27 protein-coding genes are annotated in these 24810 nt (G+C 63.8%); 13 read left to right on the top strand and 14 right to left on the bottom strand.

Translation table 11 applies throughout. The annotated features are described in order from the left end of the window. The first annotated feature begins 43 nt into the window (after nt 1–43). Entirely contained in the window at nt 44–250 is a 207-nt protein-coding gene (locus tag NKJ78_RS11225; RefSeq protein WP_023686390.1) for a hypothetical protein, read from the top strand. 11 nt (nt 251–261) lie between these two features. Beyond that, nucleotides 262–1245, top strand: coding sequence for a D-erythronate dehydrogenase (denD, locus tag NKJ78_RS11220; RefSeq protein ID WP_023737659.1), 984 nt, complete (start codon nt 262–264; stop codon nt 1243–1245). A 10-nt stretch (nt 1246–1255) separates the two neighbouring features. Here the strand turns inward: denD and NKJ78_RS11215 are convergent, their stop codons facing one another. The 4 genes from NKJ78_RS11215 to NKJ78_RS11200 all read right to left on the bottom strand — a co-directional run bounded on the left by NKJ78_RS11215 (nt 1256) and on the right by NKJ78_RS11200 (nt 5290). Further along, nucleotides 1256–2422 (bottom strand): nickel/cobalt transporter, encoded by a 1167-nt coding sequence (locus tag NKJ78_RS11215; RefSeq protein ID WP_032923663.1) that lies wholly within the window; start codon nt 2420–2422, stop codon nt 1256–1258. After that, on the bottom strand, nt 2422–3099 hold the full coding sequence (locus NKJ78_RS11210) for a DUF1007 family protein (protein WP_023737661.1): 678 nt from the start codon (nt 3097–3099) through the stop codon (nt 2422–2424). The genes NKJ78_RS11215 and NKJ78_RS11210 overlap by 1 nt, the downstream gene beginning before the upstream one ends. An 89-nt stretch (nt 3100–3188) precedes the next feature. Then, complete coding sequence (locus NKJ78_RS11205; protein ID WP_352562438.1) at nt 3189–4088, bottom strand: LysR family transcriptional regulator; 900 nt, start codon at nt 4086–4088, stop codon at nt 3189–3191. Between the two features lie 2 nt (nt 4089–4090). Continuing rightward, complete coding sequence (locus NKJ78_RS11200) at nt 4091–5290, bottom strand: amidase (protein WP_023737662.1); 1200 nt, start codon at nt 5288–5290, stop codon at nt 4091–4093. Between the two features lie 541 nt (nt 5291–5831). On the opposite strand from NKJ78_RS11200, the gene odc2 reads away from it, so the two are divergent. Then, nucleotides 5832–6965 (top strand): ornithine/lysine decarboxylase, encoded by a 1134-nt coding sequence (gene odc2, locus NKJ78_RS11195; protein WP_023671923.1) that lies wholly within the window; start codon nt 5832–5834, stop codon nt 6963–6965. Nucleotides 6966–7055: 90 nt separating this feature from the next. Beyond that, nucleotides 7056–7652 carry a GNAT family N-acetyltransferase gene (locus NKJ78_RS11190; RefSeq protein WP_023701057.1) on the top strand — a complete coding sequence of 199 codons (597 nt, stop codon included), beginning with the start codon at nt 7056–7058 and terminating at the stop codon, nt 7650–7652. A 69-nt stretch (nt 7653–7721) separates the two neighbouring features. Here NKJ78_RS11190 and NKJ78_RS11185 read toward each other — a convergent pair whose 3' ends face one another. The 7 genes from NKJ78_RS11185 to flhA all read right to left on the bottom strand — a co-directional run bounded on the left by NKJ78_RS11185 (nt 7722) and on the right by flhA (nt 13293). Continuing rightward, the gene (locus NKJ78_RS11185) at nt 7722–8006 is read right to left on the bottom strand and encodes an SCP2 sterol-binding domain-containing protein (protein WP_023671921.1); all 285 of its coding nucleotides are present in this window, start codon (nt 8004–8006) and stop codon (nt 7722–7724) included. Nucleotides 8007–8201: 195 nt separating this feature from the next. Continuing rightward, on the bottom strand, nt 8202–8750 hold the full coding sequence (locus NKJ78_RS11180; RefSeq protein WP_023683275.1) for a hypothetical protein: 549 nt from the start codon (nt 8748–8750) through the stop codon (nt 8202–8204). Nucleotides 8751–8778: 28 nt separating this feature from the next. Continuing rightward, nucleotides 8779–9195, bottom strand: a complete 417-nt coding sequence (locus NKJ78_RS11175; RefSeq protein ID WP_023671919.1) for a hypothetical protein — start codon at nt 9193–9195, stop codon at nt 8779–8781. Between the two features lie 13 nt (nt 9196–9208). Next, nucleotides 9209–9781, bottom strand: a complete 573-nt coding sequence (locus NKJ78_RS11170) for a rod-binding protein (protein WP_023701058.1) — start codon at nt 9779–9781, stop codon at nt 9209–9211. 290 nt (nt 9782–10071) lie between these two features. Next, nucleotides 10072–10455, bottom strand: coding sequence for a hypothetical protein (locus NKJ78_RS11165; RefSeq protein WP_023701060.1), 384 nt, complete (start codon nt 10453–10455; stop codon nt 10072–10074). Nucleotide 10456: 1 nt separating this feature from the next. Next, entirely contained in the window at nt 10457–11209 is a 753-nt protein-coding gene (fliR, locus tag NKJ78_RS11160; RefSeq protein ID WP_023686374.1) for a flagellar biosynthetic protein FliR, read from the bottom strand. Continuing rightward, nucleotides 11206–13293, bottom strand: a complete 2088-nt coding sequence (flhA, locus tag NKJ78_RS11155; RefSeq protein ID WP_023671908.1) for a flagellar biosynthesis protein FlhA — start codon at nt 13291–13293, stop codon at nt 11206–11208. Before flhA ends, fliR begins: the two co-directional genes overlap by 4 nt. A gap of 123 nt (nt 13294–13416) precedes the next feature. Between flhA and NKJ78_RS11150 the strand changes: the two genes are divergently transcribed. Beyond that, nucleotides 13417–13716 carry a putative quinol monooxygenase gene (locus tag NKJ78_RS11150; protein ID WP_023671907.1) on the top strand — a complete coding sequence of 100 codons (300 nt, stop codon included), beginning with the start codon at nt 13417–13419 and terminating at the stop codon, nt 13714–13716. Nucleotides 13717–13755: 39 nt separating this feature from the next. Here the strand turns inward: NKJ78_RS11150 and NKJ78_RS11145 are convergent, their stop codons facing one another. Further along, the gene (locus NKJ78_RS11145; RefSeq protein WP_155921527.1) at nt 13756–14070 is read right to left on the bottom strand and encodes a hypothetical protein; all 315 of its coding nucleotides are present in this window, start codon (nt 14068–14070) and stop codon (nt 13756–13758) included. Nucleotides 14071–14240: 170 nt separating this feature from the next. On the opposite strand from NKJ78_RS11145, the gene NKJ78_RS11140 reads away from it, so the two are divergent. The 8 genes from NKJ78_RS11140 (at nt 14241) to NKJ78_RS11105 (ending at nt 21016) form a co-directional block, all read left to right on the top strand. Next, complete coding sequence (locus NKJ78_RS11140) at nt 14241–14525, top strand: hypothetical protein (protein WP_023671906.1); 285 nt, start codon at nt 14241–14243, stop codon at nt 14523–14525. Between the two features lie 71 nt (nt 14526–14596). After that, on the top strand, nt 14597–15250 hold the full coding sequence (locus tag NKJ78_RS11135; RefSeq protein ID WP_027049833.1) for a helix-turn-helix domain-containing protein: 654 nt from the start codon (nt 14597–14599) through the stop codon (nt 15248–15250). A 37-nt stretch (nt 15251–15287) separates the two neighbouring features. Continuing rightward, entirely contained in the window at nt 15288–16364 is a 1077-nt protein-coding gene (locus tag NKJ78_RS11130; RefSeq protein ID WP_023728389.1) for an extracellular solute-binding protein, read from the top strand. A 22-nt stretch (nt 16365–16386) separates the two neighbouring features. Beyond that, on the top strand, nt 16387–17259 hold the full coding sequence (locus NKJ78_RS11125) for an ABC transporter permease (RefSeq protein WP_023691735.1): 873 nt from the start codon (nt 16387–16389) through the stop codon (nt 17257–17259). After that, the gene (locus NKJ78_RS11120) at nt 17259–18056 is read left to right on the top strand and encodes an ABC transporter permease (RefSeq protein ID WP_352459801.1); all 798 of its coding nucleotides are present in this window, start codon (nt 17259–17261) and stop codon (nt 18054–18056) included. Before NKJ78_RS11125 ends, NKJ78_RS11120 begins: the two co-directional genes overlap by 1 nt. Next, nucleotides 18053–19168, top strand: coding sequence for an ABC transporter ATP-binding protein (locus NKJ78_RS11115; RefSeq protein WP_023686365.1), 1116 nt, complete (start codon nt 18053–18055; stop codon nt 19166–19168). Before NKJ78_RS11120 ends, NKJ78_RS11115 begins: the two co-directional genes overlap by 4 nt. A gap of 35 nt (nt 19169–19203) precedes the next feature. Continuing rightward, nucleotides 19204–20589 (top strand): NAD(P)/FAD-dependent oxidoreductase, encoded by a 1386-nt coding sequence (locus NKJ78_RS11110; protein ID WP_352459802.1) that lies wholly within the window; start codon nt 19204–19206, stop codon nt 20587–20589. A gap of 58 nt (nt 20590–20647) precedes the next feature. Continuing rightward, nucleotides 20648–21016, top strand: a complete 369-nt coding sequence (locus NKJ78_RS11105) for a cupin domain-containing protein (RefSeq protein ID WP_081725355.1) — start codon at nt 20648–20650, stop codon at nt 21014–21016. A 23-nt stretch (nt 21017–21039) separates the two neighbouring features. Here the strand turns inward: NKJ78_RS11105 and NKJ78_RS11100 are convergent, their stop codons facing one another. Together NKJ78_RS11100 and asnB are read right to left on the bottom strand one after the other, a co-directional pair. Beyond that, nucleotides 21040–22683: an MFS transporter gene (locus NKJ78_RS11100; RefSeq protein WP_023671898.1), complete on the bottom strand. Its 1644-nt coding sequence runs from the start codon at nt 22681–22683 to the stop codon at nt 21040–21042. Nucleotides 22684–22906: 223 nt separating this feature from the next. Then, nucleotides 22907–24775 carry an asparagine synthase (glutamine-hydrolyzing) gene (gene asnB, locus NKJ78_RS11095; RefSeq protein ID WP_023691732.1) on the bottom strand — a complete coding sequence of 623 codons (1869 nt, stop codon included), beginning with the start codon at nt 24773–24775 and terminating at the stop codon, nt 22907–22909. Between the last annotated feature and the right edge of the window lie 35 nt (nt 24776–24810).

Here is a 24810-nt window from a genome sequence, read left to right as displayed (position 1 = left end):
CATTGGCATCCGAGTTGACGAGTTCCCGCTGTGGCGGGACGGCATGATGGATCGCGACACGCGAAACGCGCTGATTGCCGCAGCCTGGATCATGCTGCTGTTCGGCATCGCGGCGTTCTATCTGCCGACCGTGATGCTGGCCGTCGGCAATGTCTCGACCGTACTTGCCGGCATCGTCGGCATCGCCTTCGTGCTGGCATTCTTTCTGGTGTTCTGGTTGCGGGGCCGCAGCCAGAACAAGGGCAAATAAGAGGCTTTGAAATGCGCATCCTGATTACTGGCGCCGCCGGCATGGTCGGCCGCAAACTTGTCGACCGGCTGGCCAAGGACGGCACGCTCAACGGCCGCAAGATCACCGGGCTCGACCTGCACGACATCGTGCCGCCGCAGGCGCCGGCGATGGACGGCGTCAGCATCGCCACGCATACCGGCGACCTTGCCGATGCCGGTGCTGCCGAGAGCCTGGTCGCCTCACGCCCCGACGTCATGTTCCATCTCGCCGGCATCGTGTCGGGTGAGGCGGAAGCCAATTTCGATCTCGGCTACCGCGTCAACCTCGACGGCACACGGGCGCTGTTCGACGCCGTGCGGCTGGCGGGCTTTTCGCCGCGCCTCGTCTTTACCTCGTCGATCGCGGTGTTCGGCGCGCCGTTCCCGGATGTGATCCCGGACGATTTCCACCCGACGCCGCTGACCTCCTACGGCACGCAGAAGCAGATGAGCGAAGCGCTGCTTGCCGACTATTCCAGGCGCGGCTTCTTCGACGGCATCGGCATAAGGCTGCCGACCATCTGTGTGCGGCCGGGCAAGCCGAACAAGGCGGCTTCGGGCTTTTTCTCCGGCATCATCCGCGAGCCGCTCGCCGGGCAGGAGGCGATCCTGCCGGTGCCGCGTTCGGTGCTGCATACCCATGCCAGCCCGCGTTCGGCGGTGAACTTCCTGATCCATGCCGCTGGGCTCGACGGTGCCGCTGTCGGGCCGCGCCGCAACCTCACCATGCCCGGCGTTGCCGTCACCGTCGGCGAGCAGATCGAGGCGCTGGAGCGCACTGCAGGCGCCGAGGTGGCGAGCCTGATCCGTGAGGAGCCCGACGAAACGATCTGGGCGATCGTCAAGGGCTGGCCGACGCGCTTCGAGGCGCGCCGTGCAAGGGGCCTCGGCTTCAGCGCCGAAAACAGTTTCGATGAAATCATCCGCGCTCATATCGAGGATGAGCTGGGCGGAGATATCGCGGGTCAGGCCTGACCCGCCGAGGTCACACAGCTCCGGACAGGCTCGCCGACAACAGCAACAGCCCGAACAGGAAGACGAAGGCGGCGCCGCCGATTTCGACGACTGTGTGGATGCGGTTGCCCATGCGGCCATCGCCGGCGAAATAGACCGCCCAGTTCTTGGCTGTCACCGCGATCGTCGCCAGCGCCGAGACTGTGATGGCGGTGCCGATCGACATCGCCAGCACCGAGAGCAGGCCGCCGAGCCACAGGCCGTTGAGCAGCGCGAAGCTGAGCACAATCAGCGCGCCGGAGCAGGGACGGATGCCGACGGCGGCTACTGCCGACCAGGCCGTGCGCCAGTCGAAGCGATCGCCCGACAGCAGCGCCGGATCGGGCGCATGCGAATGGCCGCATGTGTCGCAGACCTCGCCGGCTGGGTGATCGTGAGCGGCGTGATCGTGATGGGCGTGGTCGTGATGGGAATGATCGTGCGTGTCGTCGTCGTGCGCTGCGTGATGATCATGCGAATGGTCGTGATGCACATGCAAGGCGTGCGAATGCGCCTGCGCCGCGTGGCTGTGACCGGCATGCGAATGGCCGCTATGGGAATGACCGGCGTGGGCTGCCGACAGGCTGTAGGCGGGCGCCCTGCCGAACCAGCGCTGGACCGTGGGCCCAAGCTTGCGCCACAGCAGCCAGGCGCCGAACAGAGTGACGAAGACATAGCTCATGATCTCCATGAACCAGGCTGCGTCGGTCATCGAGATGGCGGTGCCGCGCAGGACGAAATAGGCAAGCAGCATCACCAGGATCGCGGTCAGGCCCTGCAGCAGCGCCGAGACGAAGGACAGCAGGATACCGCGCCTGAGCGCCACTTCATTGGCCACCATGTAGGACGAGATGACCGCCTTGCCGTGGCCGGGGCCGGCGGCGTGGAAAATGCCGTAGGCGAAGGACAGGCCGATCAGCAGCCACATCTTGCTGCCGTCCTCGCGCATTGCTTTCATCGCCGTGGCCAATGCGCGGTAGAATTCCTGCTGGCGCAGATTGATCCACATCAGGATGTGGGCGAACGGGCCGGTGGTGGGCGCCATGCCGTCATTGACACCGATGCCGAGTGAGCTCTGGGCATGGGCCTGCCCGAGAAAGTGCGTCATCAGCAGGGCAGCGGCCACGAGGCCGAATGCCAAACGCAGGGACGGTTTCATCACCGGATATATCCTTCTGGCGGGCAATTCAGTTCGAGCTTGGTGGCGAAGATCTTGCTCATGTCGGTGCCTGTCGGGTCGTTGAAGAACGCGTCCGTCAGGGTCTTCTGGTTTTCCTTGATCGCCTCGTCCGGGTCGGGCCGGATGACGCTCTTGGTGCAGTTCGAGGGCAGGCCTTCCACCGTGATGTTGCTATCCTCGGTGAAGTCGATCGCCGTATAGAAGGTTGGATCGTAGACGCCGAAATCGATCTTGCCGGCGAGCTTGATCGGCATCTTGGGTTCGGATTCGAACAGGATGATCAGCTGGTCGTTTTCGAAATTGGCCATAAGATGCGGTGGCGGCGTCATCGGCACGTCCTTGCCGTCGACGGTGACGAGCTGGAAATAATTGAACTCGGCCAGCGAGGCATGAACGGTGTCGGCGACATCCTTCAGCTCCTTGTCGTCAAGCTTCAGGTCGGAGTTCTTGTCGAACTCCATCATCACCGTACTCGAAAACAGATCATCGAAACGCCAGAGGTGACGCAGCGCTTTCACACTTTGGTGATCCGGAGAGAGGATCACGTCGAGGCGGGCCTCGGCGAAGACATGAGGATGCGCGCCAGCCGCTCCGACGGCGGCAAAAGGCGCCGCCAAGGCCGAAGCCAGCATGATTGCGTGCCGTTTCAGATGCATTCTCGGTCGCTGTTCCATCGGCCTCGGAGAGATGTCGAGAGGTTACCAGAAACGGGGCGAAATTGGGACCGCGGCACGGCAAGACCGGGTCAGGCGCTCTCGCGGTTCTTGAACCACTGCACCAGGAAATCGACGAAGACACGGACCTTGGCCGGCAGATAGCGACGGTGCGGGTAGACGGCGAAAATCCCGCTGCCCGACTGGATGCGGTCGTCGAGCAACGACACCAGCAGCCCGGATGCGAGGTCGGGGGCGGCGATGAAATCGGGCAGGATGGTGAAGCCCAGGCCGGACACGGCGGCGGCTCGCGCTGCCATCGGGCTGTTGACCTCGATGGGACCCGATACGTTGACGCTGACTGACTCCTCGCCATCGCCCCTGAAGCGCCAGTTGGCGAGCGAGCGGCCATTGGTGTCGACGATGCAGGGCAAGTTGGCGAGATCCTGCGGGCGCGTCGGCTTGCCGTGCTTGGCGATCAGCTCCGGCGAGGCGCAAAGCTTGATCGAAAACGGCCCCAGGCGGCGGGCGATCAGCGATGAGTTCTCCAGCCGCGAGATGCGCACGGCAAGATCGAAACCTTCCTCGACCAGATCGACAAAGCGGTCGTCGAGATGGATGTCGAGGACGATGTCGGGATGCTGCTTGGCGAAGTCGATGAGCGACTGGCCAATCGGCGCATCGGCGAAGGTGCGCGCCGCCGACAGCTTGATCCTGCCGCGCACGTCGCCGGAGGATTCGCGCACGGCGTCGGCCAGGCTGTCGACCTCGCGCACGATTTCCGAAGCGCGGCTGTAATAGGTATGGCCGGCCTCGGTCAACGAGAACTGCCGCGTGGTGCGGTTGAGCAGCAGCGCGCCGAGTTCGTCCTCGAGTTCGCGCACATATTTCGACAGCAGCGCCTTGGAGCGACCGATCTTGCGCGCGGCCGCCGAAAAGCCTTCGGCATCGACGACGTCGATGAAGGCGCGCATGCGGGTCAGTGTATCCATCATCAGGCCTTTCGTGCCGCATCGAGAATTCGCCGGCCGAGCCGTATCAGGGCAATGTCGCTGCCGGGAGGGCCGAGCAGCGAGAGGCCGAAAGGGGCACCGTCAACCGAGCCCAGCGGCAGGGTGATTTGCGGAAAGCCTGAAAGACCCGAAAGGCACAAAAGATGCAAGGCCCTTTCGCGGTAGGCCTGGAGCTGCTGCGGCTCGCTTTTGACCAGAGGTGCGGGGCCTGGAACGGTGGGCAGGACAAGAAACCCGTCCTGGCCGAGCAGCGCGGCTAGCTCGGAGCGGAACGTCAGGCGGCGCACCGCCTCGGCCCGCGCGGTCTTTTCGTCGATCGTGCGGCCAAAACCAAAGCGCTCCTCGACGCCCGGCCCGAGATCGCGCTCGCCAGAAATGATCCAGGCGCCATGCTGCTGCCATGCCTCGGCGGCCTGGAGGCGGCGAAAGCACCAGTAGAGCTCGTCGGGGAAGGAGGCGAAGCTGTACTCTACCGGCGCCGGCTCACCGATAAGACTGGCGGCCAGCGCTCTCATCCTGGCATATTCGGCTGCCTCAGCGGGGCCGGCCACGAAAGCGTCCAGCCAGCGGATCGAAAGCGGCCGGGTGAGCGGATACGGATGCGGGTCGCGGCCGAGCAGCAATTTGCCGATTGTCTCATAGGTCTCGATGTCGTCGGCGAACCAGCCGAATGTGTCGAAGCTCGGCGCCAGCTTCATCGTGCCTTCGAGCGAAATGCGGCCATGCGTGGTGCGCAGCCCGATCAACCCGCAAAAGCTCGCCGGGGCACGGATCGAGCCGCCGGTGTCGGAGCCGGTGGCGATATCGGCAAGCTTGCCGGCCACCGCCGCCGCCGAGCCTGACGAGGAACCGCCGGTGACGCGATCGGGAGCGGCCGGGTTCACCGGAAACGGAAAATGCGCGTTCTGGCCCATCAGCGAGAAAGCGAACTCGTCGGTCTGCGTCTTGCCGATGAAGCGCGCGCCGGCGTCGAGAATCATCTGCACGGCCGGTGCCGTGCTGGACGCGGCATGCGCCTCGTCGAACTTCACCGGATTGCCGCAACCGGTGCGGTAGCCGGCGACGTCGTAAATGTCCTTTACCGCCAGCCTGAGCCCGGCCAGCGGCCCCAGTTCCGCATTGGCGACCGGCATGCGGCGCAGGTCAAGAAAGGCGTTGAGCGGGCCGTGCGTGCCTGGCATCGTTCGATATCCGTATACAGTAGGCCCAGCATTGTTCGATGCCGGAAATTTTACAACCTGGGATACGATTTTTATTGATTGTGAAATCTTTCGATCTTATATCGCGCTTGCCCAAAGTCGCACGTGCCTGTGGGTGTCCGCCGATCCTCGAATGGTGAGGGAAATCGGTAAGGTAACTGGAGCTAACCCCTCCAGTCGGTCTAGCGGCCAACCGCCAGCCCGAGGACACCTTGAAGCAACGACGGTGCGGGCCTTTCTGGTGTTCTGCCGGTCGTCCAAAGACCGGGGTTACTGAAGAGGCACACCTTCATTGCCGGCAGTGCGGACGGGTCTCCCATCCAAGCCAAGGCAGACAAAGCGAACCGAGGCCGGGCAAGGCCAAGGTTCACCGCCGCGAGATGGCGTTTCATGGTTCCGGGGTCTCCACCGGCTGGTTCCATGGATTTCCGTCCCGCCTTTGTTTGACCGCGTGTTCGCGAGGCCGAAAGCCCGCGTCCCGCAGCCTTATTGCGCGCCGCAAGGCGTTAATGGAGAGACCCCGATGGCCACCCAGCGCATCCTCGACTTCCTCGCCACCCGACGTCCGTCCGGCCCCTGCCTCGTCGTCGACCTCGATGTCGTGCGCGACAATTTCCGTGCCTTCGAGAAGGCGCTGCCCGATTCCAGAATCTACTATGCGGTGAAAGCAAACCCTGCGCCGGAGATCCTGCGCCTGCTTGCTGCGATGGGCTCGTCCTTCGACACCGCTTCCGTTGCCGAGGTCGAGATGGCGATGGACGCCGGTGCGCCGGCGGACCGCATCTCCTTCGGCAACACCATCAAGAAGGAGCGTGACATTGCACGCGCCTACCAGCTCGGCATTCGGCTGTTTGCCGTCGACTGCGTCGAGGAGGTCGACAAGATCGCCCGCGTCGCTCCCGGCGCGCGCGTGTTCTGCCGCGTTTTGACCGACGGCGAAGGCGCCGAGTGGCCGCTGTCGCGCAAGTTCGGCTGCGTGCCGGCGATGGCCGTCGACGTGCTGCGCCATGCCAGGACGCTCGGCCTCGACGCCTATGGCGTGTCGTTCCATGTCGGCTCGCAGCAGACCGACCTGACGGCGTGGGACCGTGCGCTGGCCGACGCCAAGAAGGTGTTCGCCACGCTCGCCGACGAAGGCATCGTCCTCAAGATGGTCAATATGGGCGGCGGTTTCCCGACGCGCTATCTGCGTGACGTGCCGGCGGCCCAGGCCTATGGCCAGGCCATCTTCTCGGCGCTGCGCAAGCATTTCGGCAATGCGATCCCTGAGACCATCATCGAGCCGGGCCGCGGCATGGTCGGCAATGCCGGCGTCATCAAGTCGGAAGTCGTGCTGATCTCGAAGAAGGCCGAAAACGACAATGTGCGCTGGGTGTTCCTCGACATCGGCAAGTTCGGCGGTCTGGCCGAGACGATGGACGAGGCGATCCGCTATCCGATCGTCACCCGCCATGACGGTTCGGAGACCGCACCTTGCGTGCTCGCCGGCCCGACCTGCGATTCGGCCGACGTGATGTACGAGAAGACGCCGTATCCGCTGCCTCTGTCGCTGACCATCGGCGACGATGTGCTGATCGAAGGCACCGGCGCCTACACGACCACCTACTCGGCGGTCGCCTTCAACGGCTTCGAGCCTCTCCGATCCTACGTGATCTGACGGCTTCGGCCTTCAGATCACCTCAGGTGGACGTTTGCGTCCGCTCGGGTTCGCCTGTGGAACAAGCTCCGCTCGTGAAGGATCGCGGAAATGGACATTGTAAATTACATTGATGGCATTGGATTCTCCCCCTCGACGGGGGAGATTGCCGGCGCCATTCCCATCGTCGCCGAAACTGCGGCAGACATTGCATCGCGTGAAGCGTTGCTCGATCGCGCCATGGGGCCGATGCGGCGCAAGAAATCGTCGGAGAAGCTGCGGCGTGGCCGCCGGCCTTCCGAAGGCCTCGCCTTCGTGGCGCGTGATGCGGCGGGCGCGGTGATCGGCACTGTGCGGCTGTGGGATGTAAGGCTGGGCGAGGGCGGCCCGGCGGCGCTCCTGCTCGGGCCGCTCGCCGTCGATCCGGCGCTGAAGAACGCCGGCATCGGCTCGGCGCTGATGCGCCATGCTTTGGCCGAGGCCGCGCGTCTCGGCCATGCCGCGATGCTGCTAGTCGGCGATGCGCCTTACTATGGCCGCTTCGGCTTTTCGGCGGAGAAGACAGGCGCGCTCGCCATGCCTGGACCTTACGAGCGGCGCCGCTTGCTGGCGTTGGAGCTGATCGAGGGTGCGCTCGACGGCGCGCATGGCACGCTGAAGGCTGCAGGTCGCAAGCTCAAGGCACAGAGGCTGTCGCTGGCCGCCTGATTGTCCAAAAACAAACGCCGCCGGTCGTTTGCATTTCAGCGAGGGCGGCGTTTTGTTTTTGCGAAGGGCTCAGCCGATCAGTTGGCTGAGCGCCATGGCGACCGACATATCGCCTTCGACCTTTATCTTGCCGGACATGAACGCCATGGTCGGGTTGAGGTCGCCGGCGATCAGCGAATCCAGATCGTCGAGCGACAGCTTTATGGTGCAGTCGGTCGGCGCGTCGGTGGTCGAGACGGTTGCACCGTCGATGACGATGACGCCGTCACTGCCGGTATCGAACTTCACGGAATGTTCGAACCCGGCGCTCGCCACGCGCGACCTCATCTTCTCGGCAATGTCCTGAACGCTCATGACTGTTCTCCTGGTCTCGTTGCGTTTTGCCGCGCTTCAGTGACCGGCCTCCGCCGAAGTCGCTGTCTCGCGCGTGCCGCGATCCTGGTCGCTTGGCGCATATAGCTTCGAGTTGACGTAAACGTCAACGCGCGATGCGTCATCTCGTTTCAGTCGGAAGGAATGCGGCAGAGAACATTCACCCTGCGACGAAGGTTAGTGTTCAGCAGCGGGCTTCGCCGCCTCGGCCTGGGCCGATTCCGCCGGGGCCGGTTCGGTCGGCGTGGCCGGATCCTTGCGGCGGCGCATGGCGTTGTCGCGGATTTCATCCTTGGTCAGGAAGTTGACTTGGTCTATCAGCACTTCATGCACCAGGTCGGCGCCGACGCGGGCGTTGACGGTGTCGCGTATGGCCTTGCGGAAGGCATCGAGATCGATGGTTTCCTTCTTGGTGAAGTCGATCTGAGGATTGGAGTAGAGATAGGAATAGACCTGATCGGTCATCAGCGCTTCGGCCGGGATCGACATCTTCTTTATCTCGGCCGGCTCGACCGTGTAGACGAGCTTGGTGAGGAAATAGCCGTCGATCTTGGAATCGCGGATCAGCGGCACCGAGATGATGTCGGTCTTGACGTAGTCGAGGCCACCCAGCATCGGTTTCGGCGTCTCGCCGACGCCGCGCTCACCGGCCGCCTGGAACGAATAGAACACCGCGCCAAGCGTGGCGGCGCAGATCCAGATCGCGGCGGCGATGAATTTGATCACCGGTTGTTCCCGCCTGTTGCCGAGATCATCAGCTCGCCCAACCGAATTCACCGGCCGAATAGGTGCCGTCGGCTTCGGCGCGCTGAATGGCGTTCTTCAACAGCGTGGCGACTTCGTTGACCGCGTTGAGGTGGGCGAGGATTGCAGCCTCGTTTTTCGCGAGCTTCTGGCGCAGCCGCGCCAGACTGTCGCGATGCTGTTCCAGGAATTCGATCTCGTTGGCGCCCTTCATGGCGCGGGTCAGCTCATAGAGGTAGCGGCTCTTGCGGGCGTTGGAGGCCTTGAGGTCATAGCTGGTGTCGTTCTTCAAACCGGCCGTCTCTTCCTCGACCGCTTCCTCGATGCGGCCGATGATGGCGGCAAGGTTGCCCGGCCGTGCAAACGGGATCGGCGCTTCGGACGTACGCGCCGGCAGGTTGGAAGAGTATTTTGAAAAATCGGCCATTGAAAATCCTGGTCTAGATCTTGATTTCGGTTTTGATGGTCGTCTCGTCGCCGGTCATCGACCGTGCGGCCTTGCGCTGCAATTCCTCGACCAGCGAGGTGGACAGCCGCGCCTGCTGGTCGATCTCGGTCTTGTGCGGCCCGGTTGACACCGGGCCGATCGGCACGGTGCGCTTGCCGTCCTTGTAGTGGTCGGCGAGCAGCGATTTGGCAATGCCGATCCCTCCGCGCTCGGCCATGACGTCGGCGACACGCTCGGCAAGCTGCGATTTCCACATGTCGCCGGCCAGCCCCTTGCCGTAGACGCCCTCTGTGTCCTTGGGCAGCATGTTCTGGATGAAGGTCTGCAAGACCATGGCCTCGAACTTCTTGAATTTTCCCGCGGGATCGGCGCCTGCCGCGGCCTTGTCGGCCGTGGCACGCGACAAGATCGAGCCGGTATCCACCGAAGCCGCCATGTCGACCAAAAAGGCGCCGCCAACGCCGTTGGCCCGCTTGGCCAGCGCGGCACGGGCAGCCTCGATATCCGTCGGGTCGACGGCTCGGGCAACATCGAGAACGATGTCGCTGGGTGGAGAAATCGCCAAGAAAGTCCGCCTCTTTGCCGGGTTTCCTGAGCGACCATGCCGCAGCAAGCTTGTGGCAGGCTTGCCGGCTCGAAATCCTTCGCCGGATGCTAGGCATTGCTATCAGCAGCGGCAACTCCGGCTGGGTCGATGCGATCTGGTCGTTTGCGGTGGGCGCTGCCGGCGTCGCCATGGTCAGATCGTAGGTGGCGTAGGCGCAGAGGCCGAACACGGCGCCGTACACCCAACACAGCCCGCCGCACGGAACGAAACCGAACGCCGTCCGCAGGTGACCCGGCTCTAACTTCCGATTATTCCTGCCCTCGCCTCTGCGCGATCAGATCGAGCCGGTCGCGGTCGGAGCGTTCGCGTTCGTCCTGTCGGCGCACGTCCTTGTAGGCGCGCTCGACCATGTTGGTGCGCGCCGTCGCAGTGGCGATGAGCGTGACCTCCTGCCTGGCGCTTTCCAAGCTCGCTTCCTGCCGGACCAGCGCATTGGCGATGCGGCGATGGTAGAGGTCAGGGAACAGCACCGCCATCGACTGGTCGGCGTCGAAATGCTGGACTAGTTCCTTGGCCTCGGTTTCGGCGGTTGCCGCTGCCGCCAGGAAGGCCGCATGGCGCGTCTCGTGCAGGGCCTTCAGCTGCTCCTGCACCTTGACCAGTTTCTTCAGCCGTTCCTTGCGCGTGCTCATCTCACCTCGCCAGCGTCAGGTCGACAAAGCCGTCGACGAACAGCGACAGCATGGTCCCGATGGCGAAATAGAAGATGATCATGCCGCCGGCGATGACGAAAGGCAGCGAGATGAAGTAGACCGGGATTTGCGGCGTCAGCTTGTTGACGAAGCCGATCGTCAAATTGACCAGGATGGCATAGGCGATGAACGGGCTGCCGAGCCGGATGACCAGGAAGAAGGCGTCCGACACCGTGTCGGTGAGATCGACCAGGGCGGCCTGCGGATTGAAGAAGACGTTGACCGGCGCCACCGTGTAGGAGGCGACCAGAGCGCGGATGATCTCGTGGTCGAAATCGAAAACGAAGAGCAGCAGCAGCGCCGAAAACGAGATGATGGCGGCGAGCGCCGCCTGCGGTTCCGGCTCCTCGATCGCCGGTCCGCCTGTGCCGCCATAGCCGATCAGCATGGCGATGGCCGAACCCATGAAGCGCAGCGCCTCCATGTAAAGCCTGGTCATCGCGCCGATCAGCCCGCCGACCAAAAGTTCGGAGATGATCATCGGCGCCAGCACCTGCGGACGCGCATCGACGAAGGGAAAGATCTTGTCCCACAGGAAGGCGAGCAGGCCACCGGTTGCGGCGATCGACGCGAACAGCCGAACCTGGATCGGCACGCGGGCGCTGGACAGGCCCGGCATCAGCATGAAGCAGGCGCCGATGCGACAGAAGGCGAGGAAGGCGGCGATGACGACGCCTTGCGACAGTATGTTCACGAGATCGTCCCGAGCACCTTGATCTCGACGCCCTTGGCGATTTCGACATGGGAGAGAACGGGAAGCGTCGTGAACAGGCGCTCGATGATCATGCGCACATAAGGCCGCGCATCGGGCGCGGTGACGAGGACAAAACGCTCGCCGGCCTCGAGATGCTTGCGGATCGCCTTGGTCGCGTCCTGGCCGAATTCCTCCAGCTGGCGCGGGTCGATGTCGAATTCGCGCACCTCGCCCTTGGCGTCGCGCTTGAGGCTCTGGTGGAAGGCGAGGTCCCAGCGGTTGCCGAGGCGCAGCACCTTGAGCATGCCGCCCTCGGAGAGATCGCCGCAGATCTGTTGGGCCATGCGGATGCGGACATGCTCGACGATCTGCTCGGTGCGGCGCACATGCGGCGCGATCTCGGCGATGGCCTCGATGATCAAATGCAGGTTGCGGATCGATACGCGTTCGGCCAGCAGCAATTTCAGCACCGCCTGCAGGCCGGGATAGGAGATGTGCGAGGTGCAGATCTCGTCGGCGAGCTTGCGGTATTCCGGATCCTGGCGCTCGAGCAGCGCCTTCATGTCCTTGTAGGACAGAAGCTGCGGCAGGTTGTTGCGGATCACCTCGGACAAATGGGTGAGCAGCACCGACATGTTGTCGGCAAAGGTGTAGTTCTCGCGCTTCAGATCCTCGGCGAAGGTTTCGAGCACCGAGAAGGCGCGCATGCCGAAGGCCGGCTCGCGGATTTCCTCGCCGGGAACGTCGGGCAAATCCCGGTTGCCGAGCAGCACCATGATCTCGCCGACGCGCATCTGGTATTCGGCGACGACGGTGCCGTGGACCTTGATCTGGTAGCTTTTCGGCGGGATGCCGAAATCGTCGGCGACGCGCACTTCCGGCACGACGAAGCCATATTGCGTGGCAAATTTCTTGCGCATCTTGGCCATGCGGAACACCAGTTCCTGATGCGACACCAGCAGCCGCGTCGACAGCTGTTTGCCGATCAGAAGCTCGATCTCGGCGGTGGTCAGCGAAGCCTTGACCGAGTTCTTCTCTTCCTCGACCTTGTTCGCCTTCTCCAGATCCTTGATCGCTTCGGCGGCGGCAGCCTCGCGGTTGGCGCGCATCGGGATGACGTAGCCAAGGCCGGCCATGCCGGCGGCTAGCGTGAAGAACGGGAAGAACGGCAGGCCGGGCATCAGGCCGAGCAGGACGAGCAGCGAGGCCGCGACATAGAGCGCGCGCGGATGCGCACCGAGCTGGCCGAACACCGCCTGGTTGGTCGAGCCGCGCGTGCCGCCCTTGGACACAAGCAGGCCGGCGGCGAGCGAAACGATAAGCGCCGGGATCTGGGTGACGAGGCCGTCGCCGACCGACAGTTTGATGAAGACATCGGCGGCTTCGCCCATGCCCATGCCGTGCCTGATGTAACCGATGGCGATGCCGCCGACGATGTTGATGGCGGTGATGATGAGGCCGGCAATGGCGTCGCCGCGGACGAATTTCGAGGCGCCGTCCATCGAGCCGAAGAAGGAGGATTCCTCTTCCAGCTCGCGGCGGCGCAGTTGCGCTGTCTTGTCGTCGATCATGCCGGCGGACAGGTCGGCGTCGATCGACATCTGCTTGCCGGGGATCGCGTCGAGGGTGAAGCGGGCGCCGACTTCGGCAATACGGGTGGCGCCTTTGGTGATGACGATGAAGTTGACCACAATCAGGATCATGAAGACGATCAGGCCGATGACGAAATCGCTGGCCATCACAAGTTTGGAGAAGCCGGCGATGACATAGCCGGCGGCGTGCGTGCCCTCATTGCCGTGCGACAGGATCATGCGCGTGGTGGCGATGTTGAGCGATAGCCGTAGCATGGTGGCGATCAGCAGCACGGTCGGGAAGGACGAGAAATCGAGCGGCCGCTGGATCCACAGCGCCACCATCAGGATCAGCACCGACAGTGCGATCGAGAAGGCGAGGCCGATGTCGATGAGGAAGGCGGGGATCGGGAGGAACAGCACGGCCAGGATGATGACGATGCCGATGGCGAAGAAGACATCGCGGCCGTTCTTGGCCACTGTTCCTGTCGCTAAGCTTTCGCTGACGGCCATATCGTCCCCAATCACAAGCCTGCCGAGCACGCGACAGCCCTTCGAGCCTAACCGGTCAAGCTTGCGCGAGGGTGGGAGGACTGGTTACTTGCCAGGACGACAGAGGCCTTGAGGAGAGAGATCATGCTGGTGATCATCGGCACCATTCGCCTGCCTGCGCAACTGCTCGACGAGGCAAGGCCGGCCATGCGGCGCATGATACTGGGCAGCCGTGCGGAGCCCGGCTGCATCGAATACTCCTACGCGCAGGACGTGCTCGACGTCGGGCTCATCCATGTAACCGAGGTGTGGAGCGACAGGGCCGCGCTCGACGCGCATTTCCGCTCGCCTCACATCGCCGATTGGCGGGCGAGCTGGGCATCGCTCGGCATAGGCGAGCGCAACCTCATGCTCTATGAGGCCGGCGAGCCGAAGCCGATCTGAGGACCGGGCACAGTCAAGAAGGCGTGGGCCCAAGAAAATCTAGCAGGCGTTGACCTGTCTGCAGGACCATCCGCCGCCATCGGTATCGTGGCAGTCTTCATAGCTGCCGTAGCAGGTGTTCGTCGAATTGCGATACCAAGGGTAGCCGCCGGGACAGCAAACATCTTGTTGTGCAGTCTGGATAAATTCCTTTGCCGGCCGGCTTTGGTTTTCCGGATTGCCTCCCGCCAAAAAAAGAGACATCGGGTGTGACACAACAGACCTAACCGGCATATCCATGCTTGAATTGCTCACCGCAGACGAGCTCAAAAAAATCATGCCAACAGCTAATGAAAAAAATCCCCGCGCACTCATCTTCTCCTCCTTGAGGGAAATAGAGACGGCCAAAAATAACACAGCTGCGTCGATTGCGTAAGCGATCGCTCATATACCTCGACACGCTCGCGGGGAATTGAAGCGGGGCGGCAAGCCTGACTGCGCCTCAGCGCCAGAATGGCGCCGCAAGCAGCCGGCATTATGTCGGCGTGCTGATCGTCGCCGAACTGCACAGCGATCCGTCCGATGGTGAGACGCCGGTGCTGGCGCCGGCCAAATTCCGGCATGCGGTGCTGGTGCCGACCATGAACGTCCGGTCCACCGCCGAAACCATCCAGCGCGCCGTCGCCGAGGAACTGGCGGTGGTCGAGAATTTCGACAACCGGGCCGTTGTCGGGCTTTTGACCGAGGGCCATCTGATGCGGCGCTACGCGGAGGAACTCGACAAGGCGCGGCGCGACCGGGCGAAGACTAGGCCTCGGCCGGCATCTTAAATGTCCCTACTCGGCGCTTGCCACGTGTACAGTGTCACTGTACAAATTGTTCAGTGGGAGAAAAAGACGGGATGAGCACCGACCAGGCTCCGGTCAAGAATGGCGTCGCCTCGACGGCGACGCATGCCCATCAGATGCTGGGCCAGCGGCTGAAGAGCCTGCGTCTCGGCCGGCGGCTTTCGCTGCGCGAACTCGCCGAGCTGACCGGGACCAGCGCCAGCTTCATCAGCCAGCTCGAGCGCGGCCTGACCGGCGCCAGCACCGCCTCGCTCAACCAGATGGCCTCGGCGCTGGGTGTAAGCGTGGCGATGCTGTTCGAGGATAGTGCCGCCGGGCAGCGCGGGGTCTTGCTGCGCAGCGAGCGGCCGAGCCTGCCGCCCAGCGACGGCTGCCGCAAGATGCTGCTCTCGCGTCCCCCTTTAAGCGACATGGAAGTCTATGTCGGCGAGTTCGAAATCGGCGGCTCGACCGGCCCAGCGCTCTACACCCATGGCGACGCGCACGAGATGCTCGTCGTGCTGCGCGGCATCGTCGAGGTTTCGCTCGGCGATGTCAGGCATGTGCTGGAAGAGGGCGACAGCATCGAATACGCGACATCGACAGCACATCGCTCAGAGAACATCGGCAGTGGCCGAGCCGAGGTGATGTGGATCATTGCGCCACCGACTTCGGTGCGCGCCGAACTCGATCAATACAGGGCCTGGAAACCGCTCGCAGCCAGGTAGGTTCAATCCATGCGGGTCAAATGGGAGAACAATAATCATGCTGAAAACAAGACATCTTGGCCTTGGCGCCGTGCTGGCGCTCGGCGTTCTGGCAACCGCAGCGTTCGCGCAGGAAAAGCCTGTCGCGGGTGAGGTCAAGGAAGGCTCGCTCAAGGGCAAGACGCTGACGCTCGTCTCCTATGGCGGCATCTACCAGGACGGCCAGGCCGCCGCGCTCAAGGAGTTCGTCGAAAAGTCCGGCGCCACGCTGCTCAATGACGGGCCGACAGAGATCGCCAAGCTGCAGGCGCAGGTCGAATCCGGCAACGTCACCTGGGACGTCGTCGACACCGCCGACCTGCCGCCTTACGTCTATTGCGGCAAGCTGTTCCAGAAGCTTGATTTCAGCAAGCTTGACGTCTCCAAGGTGCCCGAGGGCCAGGTCGGCGAATGCTCGGTGCCGGCCATGAACTACGGCGTCGTGCTGATGTACAACAAGGAGAAGTATGGGGATAACCCGCCCAAGAACTGGGCCGATTTCTTCGACACGGCAAAATTCCCCGGCACGCGCGCGCTCGACGGTTCGGGCGACCCGACGGGCGGCCTGCTGGAGCAGGCGTTGAAGGCGTCTGGCGGCGACCCGAAGGCGATGACGGCGGCCGACATCGACAAGGCCATCGATGTCATCCGCAAGCTCGGTCCCGACACGATCTATTGGAAGACCGGCGCTGAGTCGCAGCAGCTTGCCGAATCTGGCGAAGCCGACATGCTGATGATGTGGACCGGACGTGCCATGACGGCGGTGAAGAACGGCGCCAAATATGCGCCGGCCTGGCAGGACTGGCTGGTGGTGATGGACCAGATGACCATTCCGGTCGGCGTCAAGGATACGGATGCGGCTTATGCGCTGCTCAATGCCTATCTCGGCAAGGGGGCGCAGGAGATCCTGGCGCAGCAGACCTCCTATACGCCGATCAACAATGACGCGCAGCCCAAGGTCGATGCGTCGGTCGCCGCCTTCCTGACCAACACGCCCGAGCGCCAGAAGCAGGGTTACAAGCAGAACATCAAGTTCTGGGTCGAGAACTTCCCGGTGGCGCAGGAGAAGTGGTCGGCGCTGATGGCAGGCAACTGAACAGCCAAGTGAGAGCCAGGCCGTGAGCGCGTCCGAACCCATCGCCCAACCCGCCGCCCATGCGCGGCCGGGTCGGGCATGGCGGCCGTTCGCGCTCACGGCGCCGGCGCTCATCCTGCTCGTCGCGGTGATCGGGTATCCGCTGCTCACCATCGTGCTGCGCAGCCTGTCGGAACCTGAGTGGGGGCTGCAGAACTATGCCTGGTTCTTCGGCGCGCCGGTCAACCTGACAGTGCTGCAGCGGACTTTCGTCATTTCGGCCTGGGTGACGCTGGTCTGCGTCATCGCGGCCTATCCCTATGCCTATCTGATGACCGCGGTCGGGCCGCGCGTCCGGCTGGTGCTTGTGCTTTGCGTGCTGATCCCGTTCTGGGTGAGTGGTGTGGTGCGAACGCTGTCATGGGTGATCCTGCTGCAGGATTCGGGCGTCATCAATTCGTTGCTGCGCTCGGTCGGGTTCGGCGGCGTCAAGCTGATCCGCACCCAGACCGGCGTGGTCATCGGCATGGCGCAGGTGCTGTTGCCGTTCATGATCCTGCCGCTCTATTCCGTGATGCAAGGCATCGACCTCAGGCTGATGCGTGCGGCGCAAAGCCTCGGTGCGCGGCCGTCGCGCGCGTTCTTCACCGTCTATCTGCCGCTGTCGCTGCCCGGCGTCTATGCCGGCGCGATCATCGTCTTCATCCTGTCGCTCGGCTTCTACATCACGCCTGCTTTGCTCGGCGGCCCGCGCTCGACCATGCTGTCGACGCTGGTGCAGACGCAGGTGCTCAGCCTGCTGCAATGGGGCAGGGGCGGCGCCATGGGCGTCGTTCTGCTGGTCACCACCTTCGTGCTGCTGGCGCTGGCAGCACCTGTGATGCGGTCCAGTCATCGGGAAGCGGGGCGGCGCTGATGGAGATGAAGCCGCTCACCCGCGTTCTTCTCGGGCTCGTCTGCCTGCTGGTGGCGATATGGCTGGTGGCGCCGACGCTGGTCGTGGTGCCGATGTCGTTCAACGAAATCAAATCGCTGGCGTTTCCGCCGCAAGGCTTTTCCTGGCAGTGGTACCAGAATTTCGCCACCAATCCGGACTGGTCGAACAGCTTCCTGAACTCGCTGAAAGTCGCCTCCATCGTTGCCGTCCTGGCAACGGTGCTCGGCACGCTTGCCGCCTTCGGCCTCGACCGCATGAAGGCGCGGCCGGCGAACCTTTTGCGTATGCTGATGCTGACGCCGATGGTGGTGCCGGGCGTGGTGCTGGCGATCGGCATCTATGCCGTCTATCTCGACACGCAGCTCGTCGGCACGCTGCTCGGCTTCGTGCTGGCCCACACCATCCTTGCGCTGCCCTTCGTGCTGATCGCGGTCTCGGCCAGTCTCGAAGTGTTCGACCGCCGGCTGGAGACAGCCGCCGCGAGCCTGGGCGCCGGCGCACTGACCACGTTTCGCACGGTGACGCTGCCGCTGATCGCGCCGGGCGTGCTCTCAGGCCTGCTGTTCGCTTTCGCCACCTCGTTCGACGAGATTGTCGTGTCGCTGTTCATCACGAACGCCTATCTCAAGACATTGCCGGTGCAGATTTTTGCCTCGATCACGCGCGACGCCGATCCGACGGTGGCGGCTGTCGGCACGATCCTGCTTTTCGCGACCACGATCCTGATCGGCGGCGGCATGCTCCTTCTTGGCCGCGAGCGGAAAGGACGCCAATGAATCCGAAGCCGACAAGCAAGGGCGCGGCGATCGATCTCGAAGCGATCAGCAAGGCCTATGGCGGCTTCAAGGCGCTGGACGGCGTGTCGCTGCGCATCGAGCCCGGCGAGTTCATGACGCTGCTCGGCCCCAGCGGCTCGGGCAAGACGACGACGCTCAACGTGATTGCCGGTTTCACCGATGTCACCAGCGGCAAGCTTCTGGTCGGGGAAAAAAGCGTCGTCGGCGTGCCGGCGCACAAGCGCAACATCGGCGTCGTCTTCCAGCATTACGCGCTGTTCCCGCATATGAGCGTCGGCCGCAACGTCGCCTATCCGCTGACGCTTCGCGGCGTCGACCAGGCGACGAGGCAGACACGCGTGGCAAGGGCGCTCGACATGGTCAAGATGGGCGATTTCGCGCATCGCTATCCCAGCGAATTGTCGGGCGGCCAGCAGCAGCGCGTGGCGTTGGCACGCGCCATCGTCTTCGACCCGCCGCTGCTCCTGATGGACGAGCCGCTCGGCGCGCTCGACAAGAAGCTGCGCGAATGGCTTCAGCTCGAGATCAAGCGCATCCATCGCGAACTCGGCACCACCTTCGTCTATGTCACGCACGATCAGGAAGAGGCGCTGGTGCTGTCGGACCGCATCGCCGTGTTCAACCGCGGGCGCATCGAGCAGGTCGGCACCGGCCGCCAGCTCTATGACGAGCCGGCAACGCTGTTCGTCGGCCGCTTCATCGGCGATTCCACCGTGCTGCGCGGCAAGGCGCGCAGCGATGGCAACAGCACCGCGCTGAGCATCGCCGGCGAGACGGTGACGGTACCGCGTAAGCTGTCGGGAGAAGCCAGTCCGGTGATGCTGCTGCGTCCCGAAAAGCTCGCGATCCGAAGAGCCGGCCAAAGTGCTGCCAATGGCGCCAACCGCCTGTCGGGGACGATCGCGGAAGCCATCTATCTCGGCTCGGAATCGAAATACGAAGTTAAGCTCGCCGACGGCTCGGCCGCGATCGTGCGCTCACCACTGACCGGCGAGAGTTTTGGCCTCGGCGACAAGGTCGAGCTCTGCTTCGACGGCAGCGATGCCAAGCTGCTGGCGGACGACGCAAGCGCCGACACCACACTCACCTGATCCCATCTGGCCTGATCCCATCTGAAAGTCATTCCATGCAAGCCAAGCGCAACGGCGACATATCGTTCTGGTATGCGGATCTGGGGGCGGTTCCCGTTCCGCGCCCGCCCTTGCCTGGAAACATCGAGGCCGATGTCGCCATTGTCGGCGCCGGCTATACCGGCCTGTGGACCGCCTACTATCTGAAAAAGGCGAAGCCATCGCTGCGCGTCGTGATCGTCGAGCGCGAATTTGCCGGCTTCGGCGCTTCGGGGCGCAATGGCGGCTGGCTGTCGGGCGGCTTCAGCTGGTCGCGCGAAAAATATCTCAAGACATCGAGCCGCCAAGGCGTGATGGCGATGCAGGCTGCGATGGCAGGCTGCGTCGACGAAGTGATCCGGGTCGCGACCGAGGAAGGCATCGACGCCGACATTCGCCGCGTCGACAATCTGACGGTGGCCACCAACGCAGCGCAGTTGGAGCGCGTGCGCGAAGAATGCGAGACGATCCGTTCCTGGGATGTCGACCCGAACCGCGTCGAGATGCTGGACGCCGCCTCAACGCGCACGCGCATCAACATCCGTAACGTCATGGGCGGCTTCGTCGTGCATGGCCAGGCGCGGGTGCAGCCGGCCAAGCTGGTGCGTGGGCTTGCCGATGCCGCCGAGCGGCTGGGCGTGCCGATCTATGAGAAGACGACGGTGACAAGCATCGCCAAGGGCAGCGTGACGACAGACCGCGGTACGGTGCAGGCGGAGACGATCATCCGCGCGACCGAGGGTTTTACATCAGGCATCCCCGGCGAGGAGCGGACCTGGCTGGCGCTCAACAGCGCGCAGATCGTGACCGAGCCGCTGCCGCCCGACCTGTGGCGCGACATCGGTTGGGAAGGGCACGAACTGCTCGGCAATGCGGCGCATGCCTATTGCTATGCCCAGCGCACGCGTGAGGGACGCATCACGATGGGCGGACGCGGCGTGCCTTATCGCTACGGCTCGCGCACCGACGTCAACGGCCAGACGCAGCAGGCCACGATCGACCAGCTGCACACGATCCTGACGACGCTCTTGCCGCAGACCAAGGGATGCCGCATCGATCACGCCTGGTGCGGCGTGCTCGGCGTGCCGCGCGACTGGTGCACCACGGTCGGCCTCGACCCCGCGACCCGCATCGGCTGGGCCGGCGGCTATGTCGGCCTCGGCGTGTCCAGCTCCAACCTTTCGGGGCGCACGCTGGCTGACCTTGTTCTCGGGGCAAACACCGAGCTGACGAAGCTGCCCTGGGTCAACCGCAAGGTCAGGCCATGGGAACCGGAGCCCTTCCGCTGGCTGGGCGTGCATTCGATGTACCAGCTTTATCGCATTGCCGATGGCCGCGAGGCGGCAGGGCTTGCGCGCACCTCGAAGCTGGCCGCGTTGGCCGACAGCATCACCGGCCACTAAAGCCATTTGTTCTCACGCAATTCCGGGGCAGACCCCTTTCCTGGAATTGCTCTTATCCATGGAGCTAGACTTGATCGATCTTTCGACCTTCCACGATCTCGCCAAGGCCGAGATCGGCGCGTTCTCTCCTAAGCCAAGCTCGATTGAAGGCGATCAGGTCGAGGCCGTGCGCTCGTTCTTTCAATCGCCGGACGGGACTGTCGATGTCGGCATCTGGGAATGCACGCCCGGCCGCTTCACCGCCGATCGTTCGGACTCGTCGGAGATCTGCCACATCATTTCGGGGCGCGTGGAACTGAGCCGCATCGATGGCGAGGTGCGGGAACTCGGTCCGGGCGATCTCCTCGTCCTGCCGCAGGGCTGGAAGGGCGAGTGGCTGATACGCGAGACCACGCGCAAGCTCTACATGATCCAGAGCGCCGGCTGACCGGCGCTACGGCTATGGCGAGCTCAGTGATCGATCGGCCCCTTCGGCGAGACCAGCGCGGTGCCGGCGGTCGTCGGGCGCTCGATCAGGCGGCGCACGCGCGGCGGTTCGTCGCCGCTGTGCAGCGCCCGCACCCGCTCGCCGACGACGGCGTCGGCATGGGTGGCGCGCCGGTTGTGGCGGATGTATTCCAGCCAGGTCGGCGTGTGGTAGTGTTCGATCCAGACTGCGGGATTTTCTAGGTCCCGAGCCAGCGTCCAGTTGCGGGCGCCGTCGCGGCGGCGGATGCGCCCGCGCTCGGCCATGGTGGCGAGGAATTCGGGTACATCTTCGTCGCGGATAATGTACTCTATCATGATGGCGATGGGGCCGCTGCGCGGCTTCAGGTCGAGGCCGAGATGCGGCTCCTTGAAGCGGTTGAGCGGGTCGAGGTTGAGAGTCGTCTGCTGCGGCAGCGGCAGGAACAGGCCGATGGCGCCGCCAACAAGCATCGCGATGGCCGCCGCAATCAGCGCGGTTTCGGCGCCATGCGCATCGGCAACGACGCCCCAGATCCAGCTGCCCAGCGCAATGCCGCCGAAGGTCGCCGTCTGGTAGACCGACAGCACCCGGCCGACGACCCAGCGCGGCGTCGACATCTGCACCGTGACGTTGAAATGCGACAGCGCGATCACCCAGCAGGCGCCGCCGATGAGCAAACCCGCCGCAGTCTGCCACGCATTGAGGCTGATGGCGGCATTGAAGGCGCAGACGGCAAAGCCGGCGAAGGCCATCCGCACCATCGTCTCGCTGGACAGCAATTGTCTGAGACGCACGCTTATCAGCGCGCCGCCGACGGCGCCGATGCCGAAGGCGCCGAGCATGATGCCGTAGGTCAAGGCATCGCCCTTGACGACGTCGCGCGCCACCAGCGGCAGCAGCGCCAAAACCGCGCCGGCGCTGAAGCCGAAGGCGGAGCCCCTGACCAGCACCTTGCCGATGTTGGGCGACATGGCGACATAGCGCAGGCCGGCGCCCATGGCGGCGCCCAGCGTCTCGCGCGGCAGCGTCGAGACCGGCAGCTCCGGCTTCCAGCGGAAGAGCACGATGATGAGACCTATATAGCTCAGCGCATTGGCGGCGAACGCAGCAGCCGCACCAGCGGCGGCAACGATGATGCCGCCGATCGCCGGGCCGACGCTGCGTGTCAGGTTGAAGCCCAGTGAATTGAGTGCAACCGCGGCCGGCAGCTTGTTGCGCGGCACCATGTCGCCGACCGATGCCTGCCAGGACGGGTTGTTGAGCGCCGTGCCGCTGTCGATTAGGAAGGTGAAGGCAAGCAGCGTCCACGGCGTCATCCAGCCGTTCCAGGTGAACAGCGTTAGAAGTGCAGAGACGACCAGCATGAAGATTTGGGCGATCAGCATCACCTTGCGCCGGTTGAAGCTGTCGGCGATGGCGCCGGCGACGAGTGCAAACAGCATGATCGGCAGAGTGGCCGAGGCCTGGACCAGCGCCACCTGATAGGGCGACGTGGCGATGGTGGTCATCATCCAGGCGGCGCCGACGCCCTGGATCAGGCCACCGAAATTCGACACCAGGCTGGCCGACCAGACGGCGCGGAAGATGCCGTGCCGGAACGGCGCCAGCGCCGAAACGCGTTCGCTGTCCGGCTCGTCATCGATCATCAGACCTGTCCCACCTTAACGTGCTGGTTTCGTCCGCGGGGACGACAATCATGGCATCCGTTTGAAATAGAGCACGACATCCAAAAGGGCGAACGCGTCTTCGAAAAAGATCATGGTCCAACAACAGGATAGCAAGGCGAAAATACGTCAGCCGGGAATGGTCCGCTACCCAGAGCGATGTTCTCATTGGTCCACTGCGCGGGGCTGTCGGCCGCGCGCGAAGTCAGCTTCTGTCCCGGGCAGCGGTATGCAAGGCTTCGGTCAGCGTGCCTGTCGTCTCGCCGCCGGCGTGAAGGCGCAGGAAAAGCTCCATGCCGACAAGCCGCAGCCTGGACGGTTGCTCGCGCCGCGCCAACTGGACCATGTCCTCCAAATTCGCGGCGGGCCATTTCAAGGCATCGCGCAGGAAACCGCCGCGTAGCAAAGTCTCCGTGCCGGCCGAAAATTGCGACGACATCTCGAAGCCGATCTTGCGCGCCTGGACGTTCTGGCGCGGAATATGCTTTTCAGCGACCTTTCGCAAAAGCCATTTTCCTGTTTTGTCGCGGTATTTCTGCCGCCTCGGCAAATGGATGGCGAAGTCGATCAGGCGGTTTTCCAGGAACGGGACCCGCAGTTCCACGGACGCCGCCATGCTCAGCCGGTCGTGCCGGTGCAGGATGTCCTGCAGATGCGAATAGAGGTCGTAGAGGCAACTACCGAGAAAGGCGCGATCCGCGGGCGGCATAACCGGCTCCAGGCGGTCGAAGATCTCGGTTTGCAGAAAATTCAGCTCCGGCGACAAAGCACGCAGGACCATGCTGCGATCCATTTGTGAGTGGCTTCCAGCCGAGACCTTGTAGGGGGCATGACGCTGTTGCTCGAATCTCCGGTCGAGCGAGCGCTTCGAATGGACCAGGCGCCGGGGCCACGACCAGGAACGCCACTTCTTCATGCTCAAGGCCTGCAAGGGGTAGCCGCCAAACAATTCGTCTGCGCCTTCGCCGGTGAGCAGCACCTTGACGCCATCGGCCCGGCATCGTTCGGCAAGCGCCAGCAGTGCGACATGGCTGGCGTGCCAGCCATCGCTTTCAAGATGCCAGATTACCCTTGGCCAAAGTTCGAAAAACCGGTTCCTGTCGACCGGCACCCGGCGCAAGGGCACGCCGACATGGCGGCCGGTGCGTTCGGCGTCTTCGGCCTCGCTGTTGCCGAGCTGCGGGTCGACGACATAACCGTGGACTTCCGGCCTGAACCGCTTTGCCAGCGCCGTTATCAGGCCGGAATCGACACCGCTGCTGCAGGCGGTGGCAACGCTGGTATCGGCGATGCAGTGAAGTCCGACGCTGTCCTTGAGCAACGCCTCGAGCGTCGCCATGTGTTCAGCATCAGCGGATGCATCGCCGGTAATGCGCGCGGTCTCCAGCACGTCCAGCACATGCCAGAAGCGGCGCTTCTCGATAACGCCATCGGTGATCTTCCACAGGCCGGCGGGCGGCAGGCGCTCGATGCGGTCGAACAGGCTGTAGCTGGAATCGCGGCTCTGCCAGGCAAGCCGCAAGGTGATCTCGCGGCTGTCGATGTCGCGCGGAAAACCGTCGCAGGCGAGGATCGCCTTGTCCTCCGAGGCGAACAGGATTCGCTCCGGCGTGTCGGCCACCGACATCGGCTTGATTCCAAGACGGTCACGCGCAAGCCACAGCGCACTGCTGCGAGCGTCGAAATAGGCGAAGGAAAACATCCCGTCGAACAGCGGCACGGCTTTTTCGGGGCCCCAGTGATGCAAGGCTTCGAGAACCACTTCGGCATCGCAGATGGTTCGAAAGACGACGCCTTGCGCCTGCAGCGTTTCGCGCAGCGAGCGGTAATTGTAGACCTCGCCATTGTAGACGAGAACGCCATCGCCGGAAGAAGTCAGCATCGGCTCACGGGCGGCGGGCGAGGGATCGATGATGGTAAGTCGGCGGTGACCGAGCGCCAGCCGATTGTTGTGCCAGCTGTCATGATCGTCGGGGCCGCGATGTACCAACGCCTGCATCATGCTGGCGACATCCGACAGGTCGTTGGCGTCGATCGGGTTTCGTTTGCGCCAGACGCCGGCTATTCCGCACATGGCCTGCCGGTGAGTTCTGCCTGAGTCATGGCCTG

Origin of the sequence: Mesorhizobium sp. M0037 (assembly GCF_040323635.1) — a bacterium.
In the GTDB taxonomy this organism is placed as follows: Bacteria; Pseudomonadota; Alphaproteobacteria; order Rhizobiales; family Rhizobiaceae; genus Mesorhizobium.
This window is presented reverse-complemented; position numbering and strand designations above follow the sequence as displayed.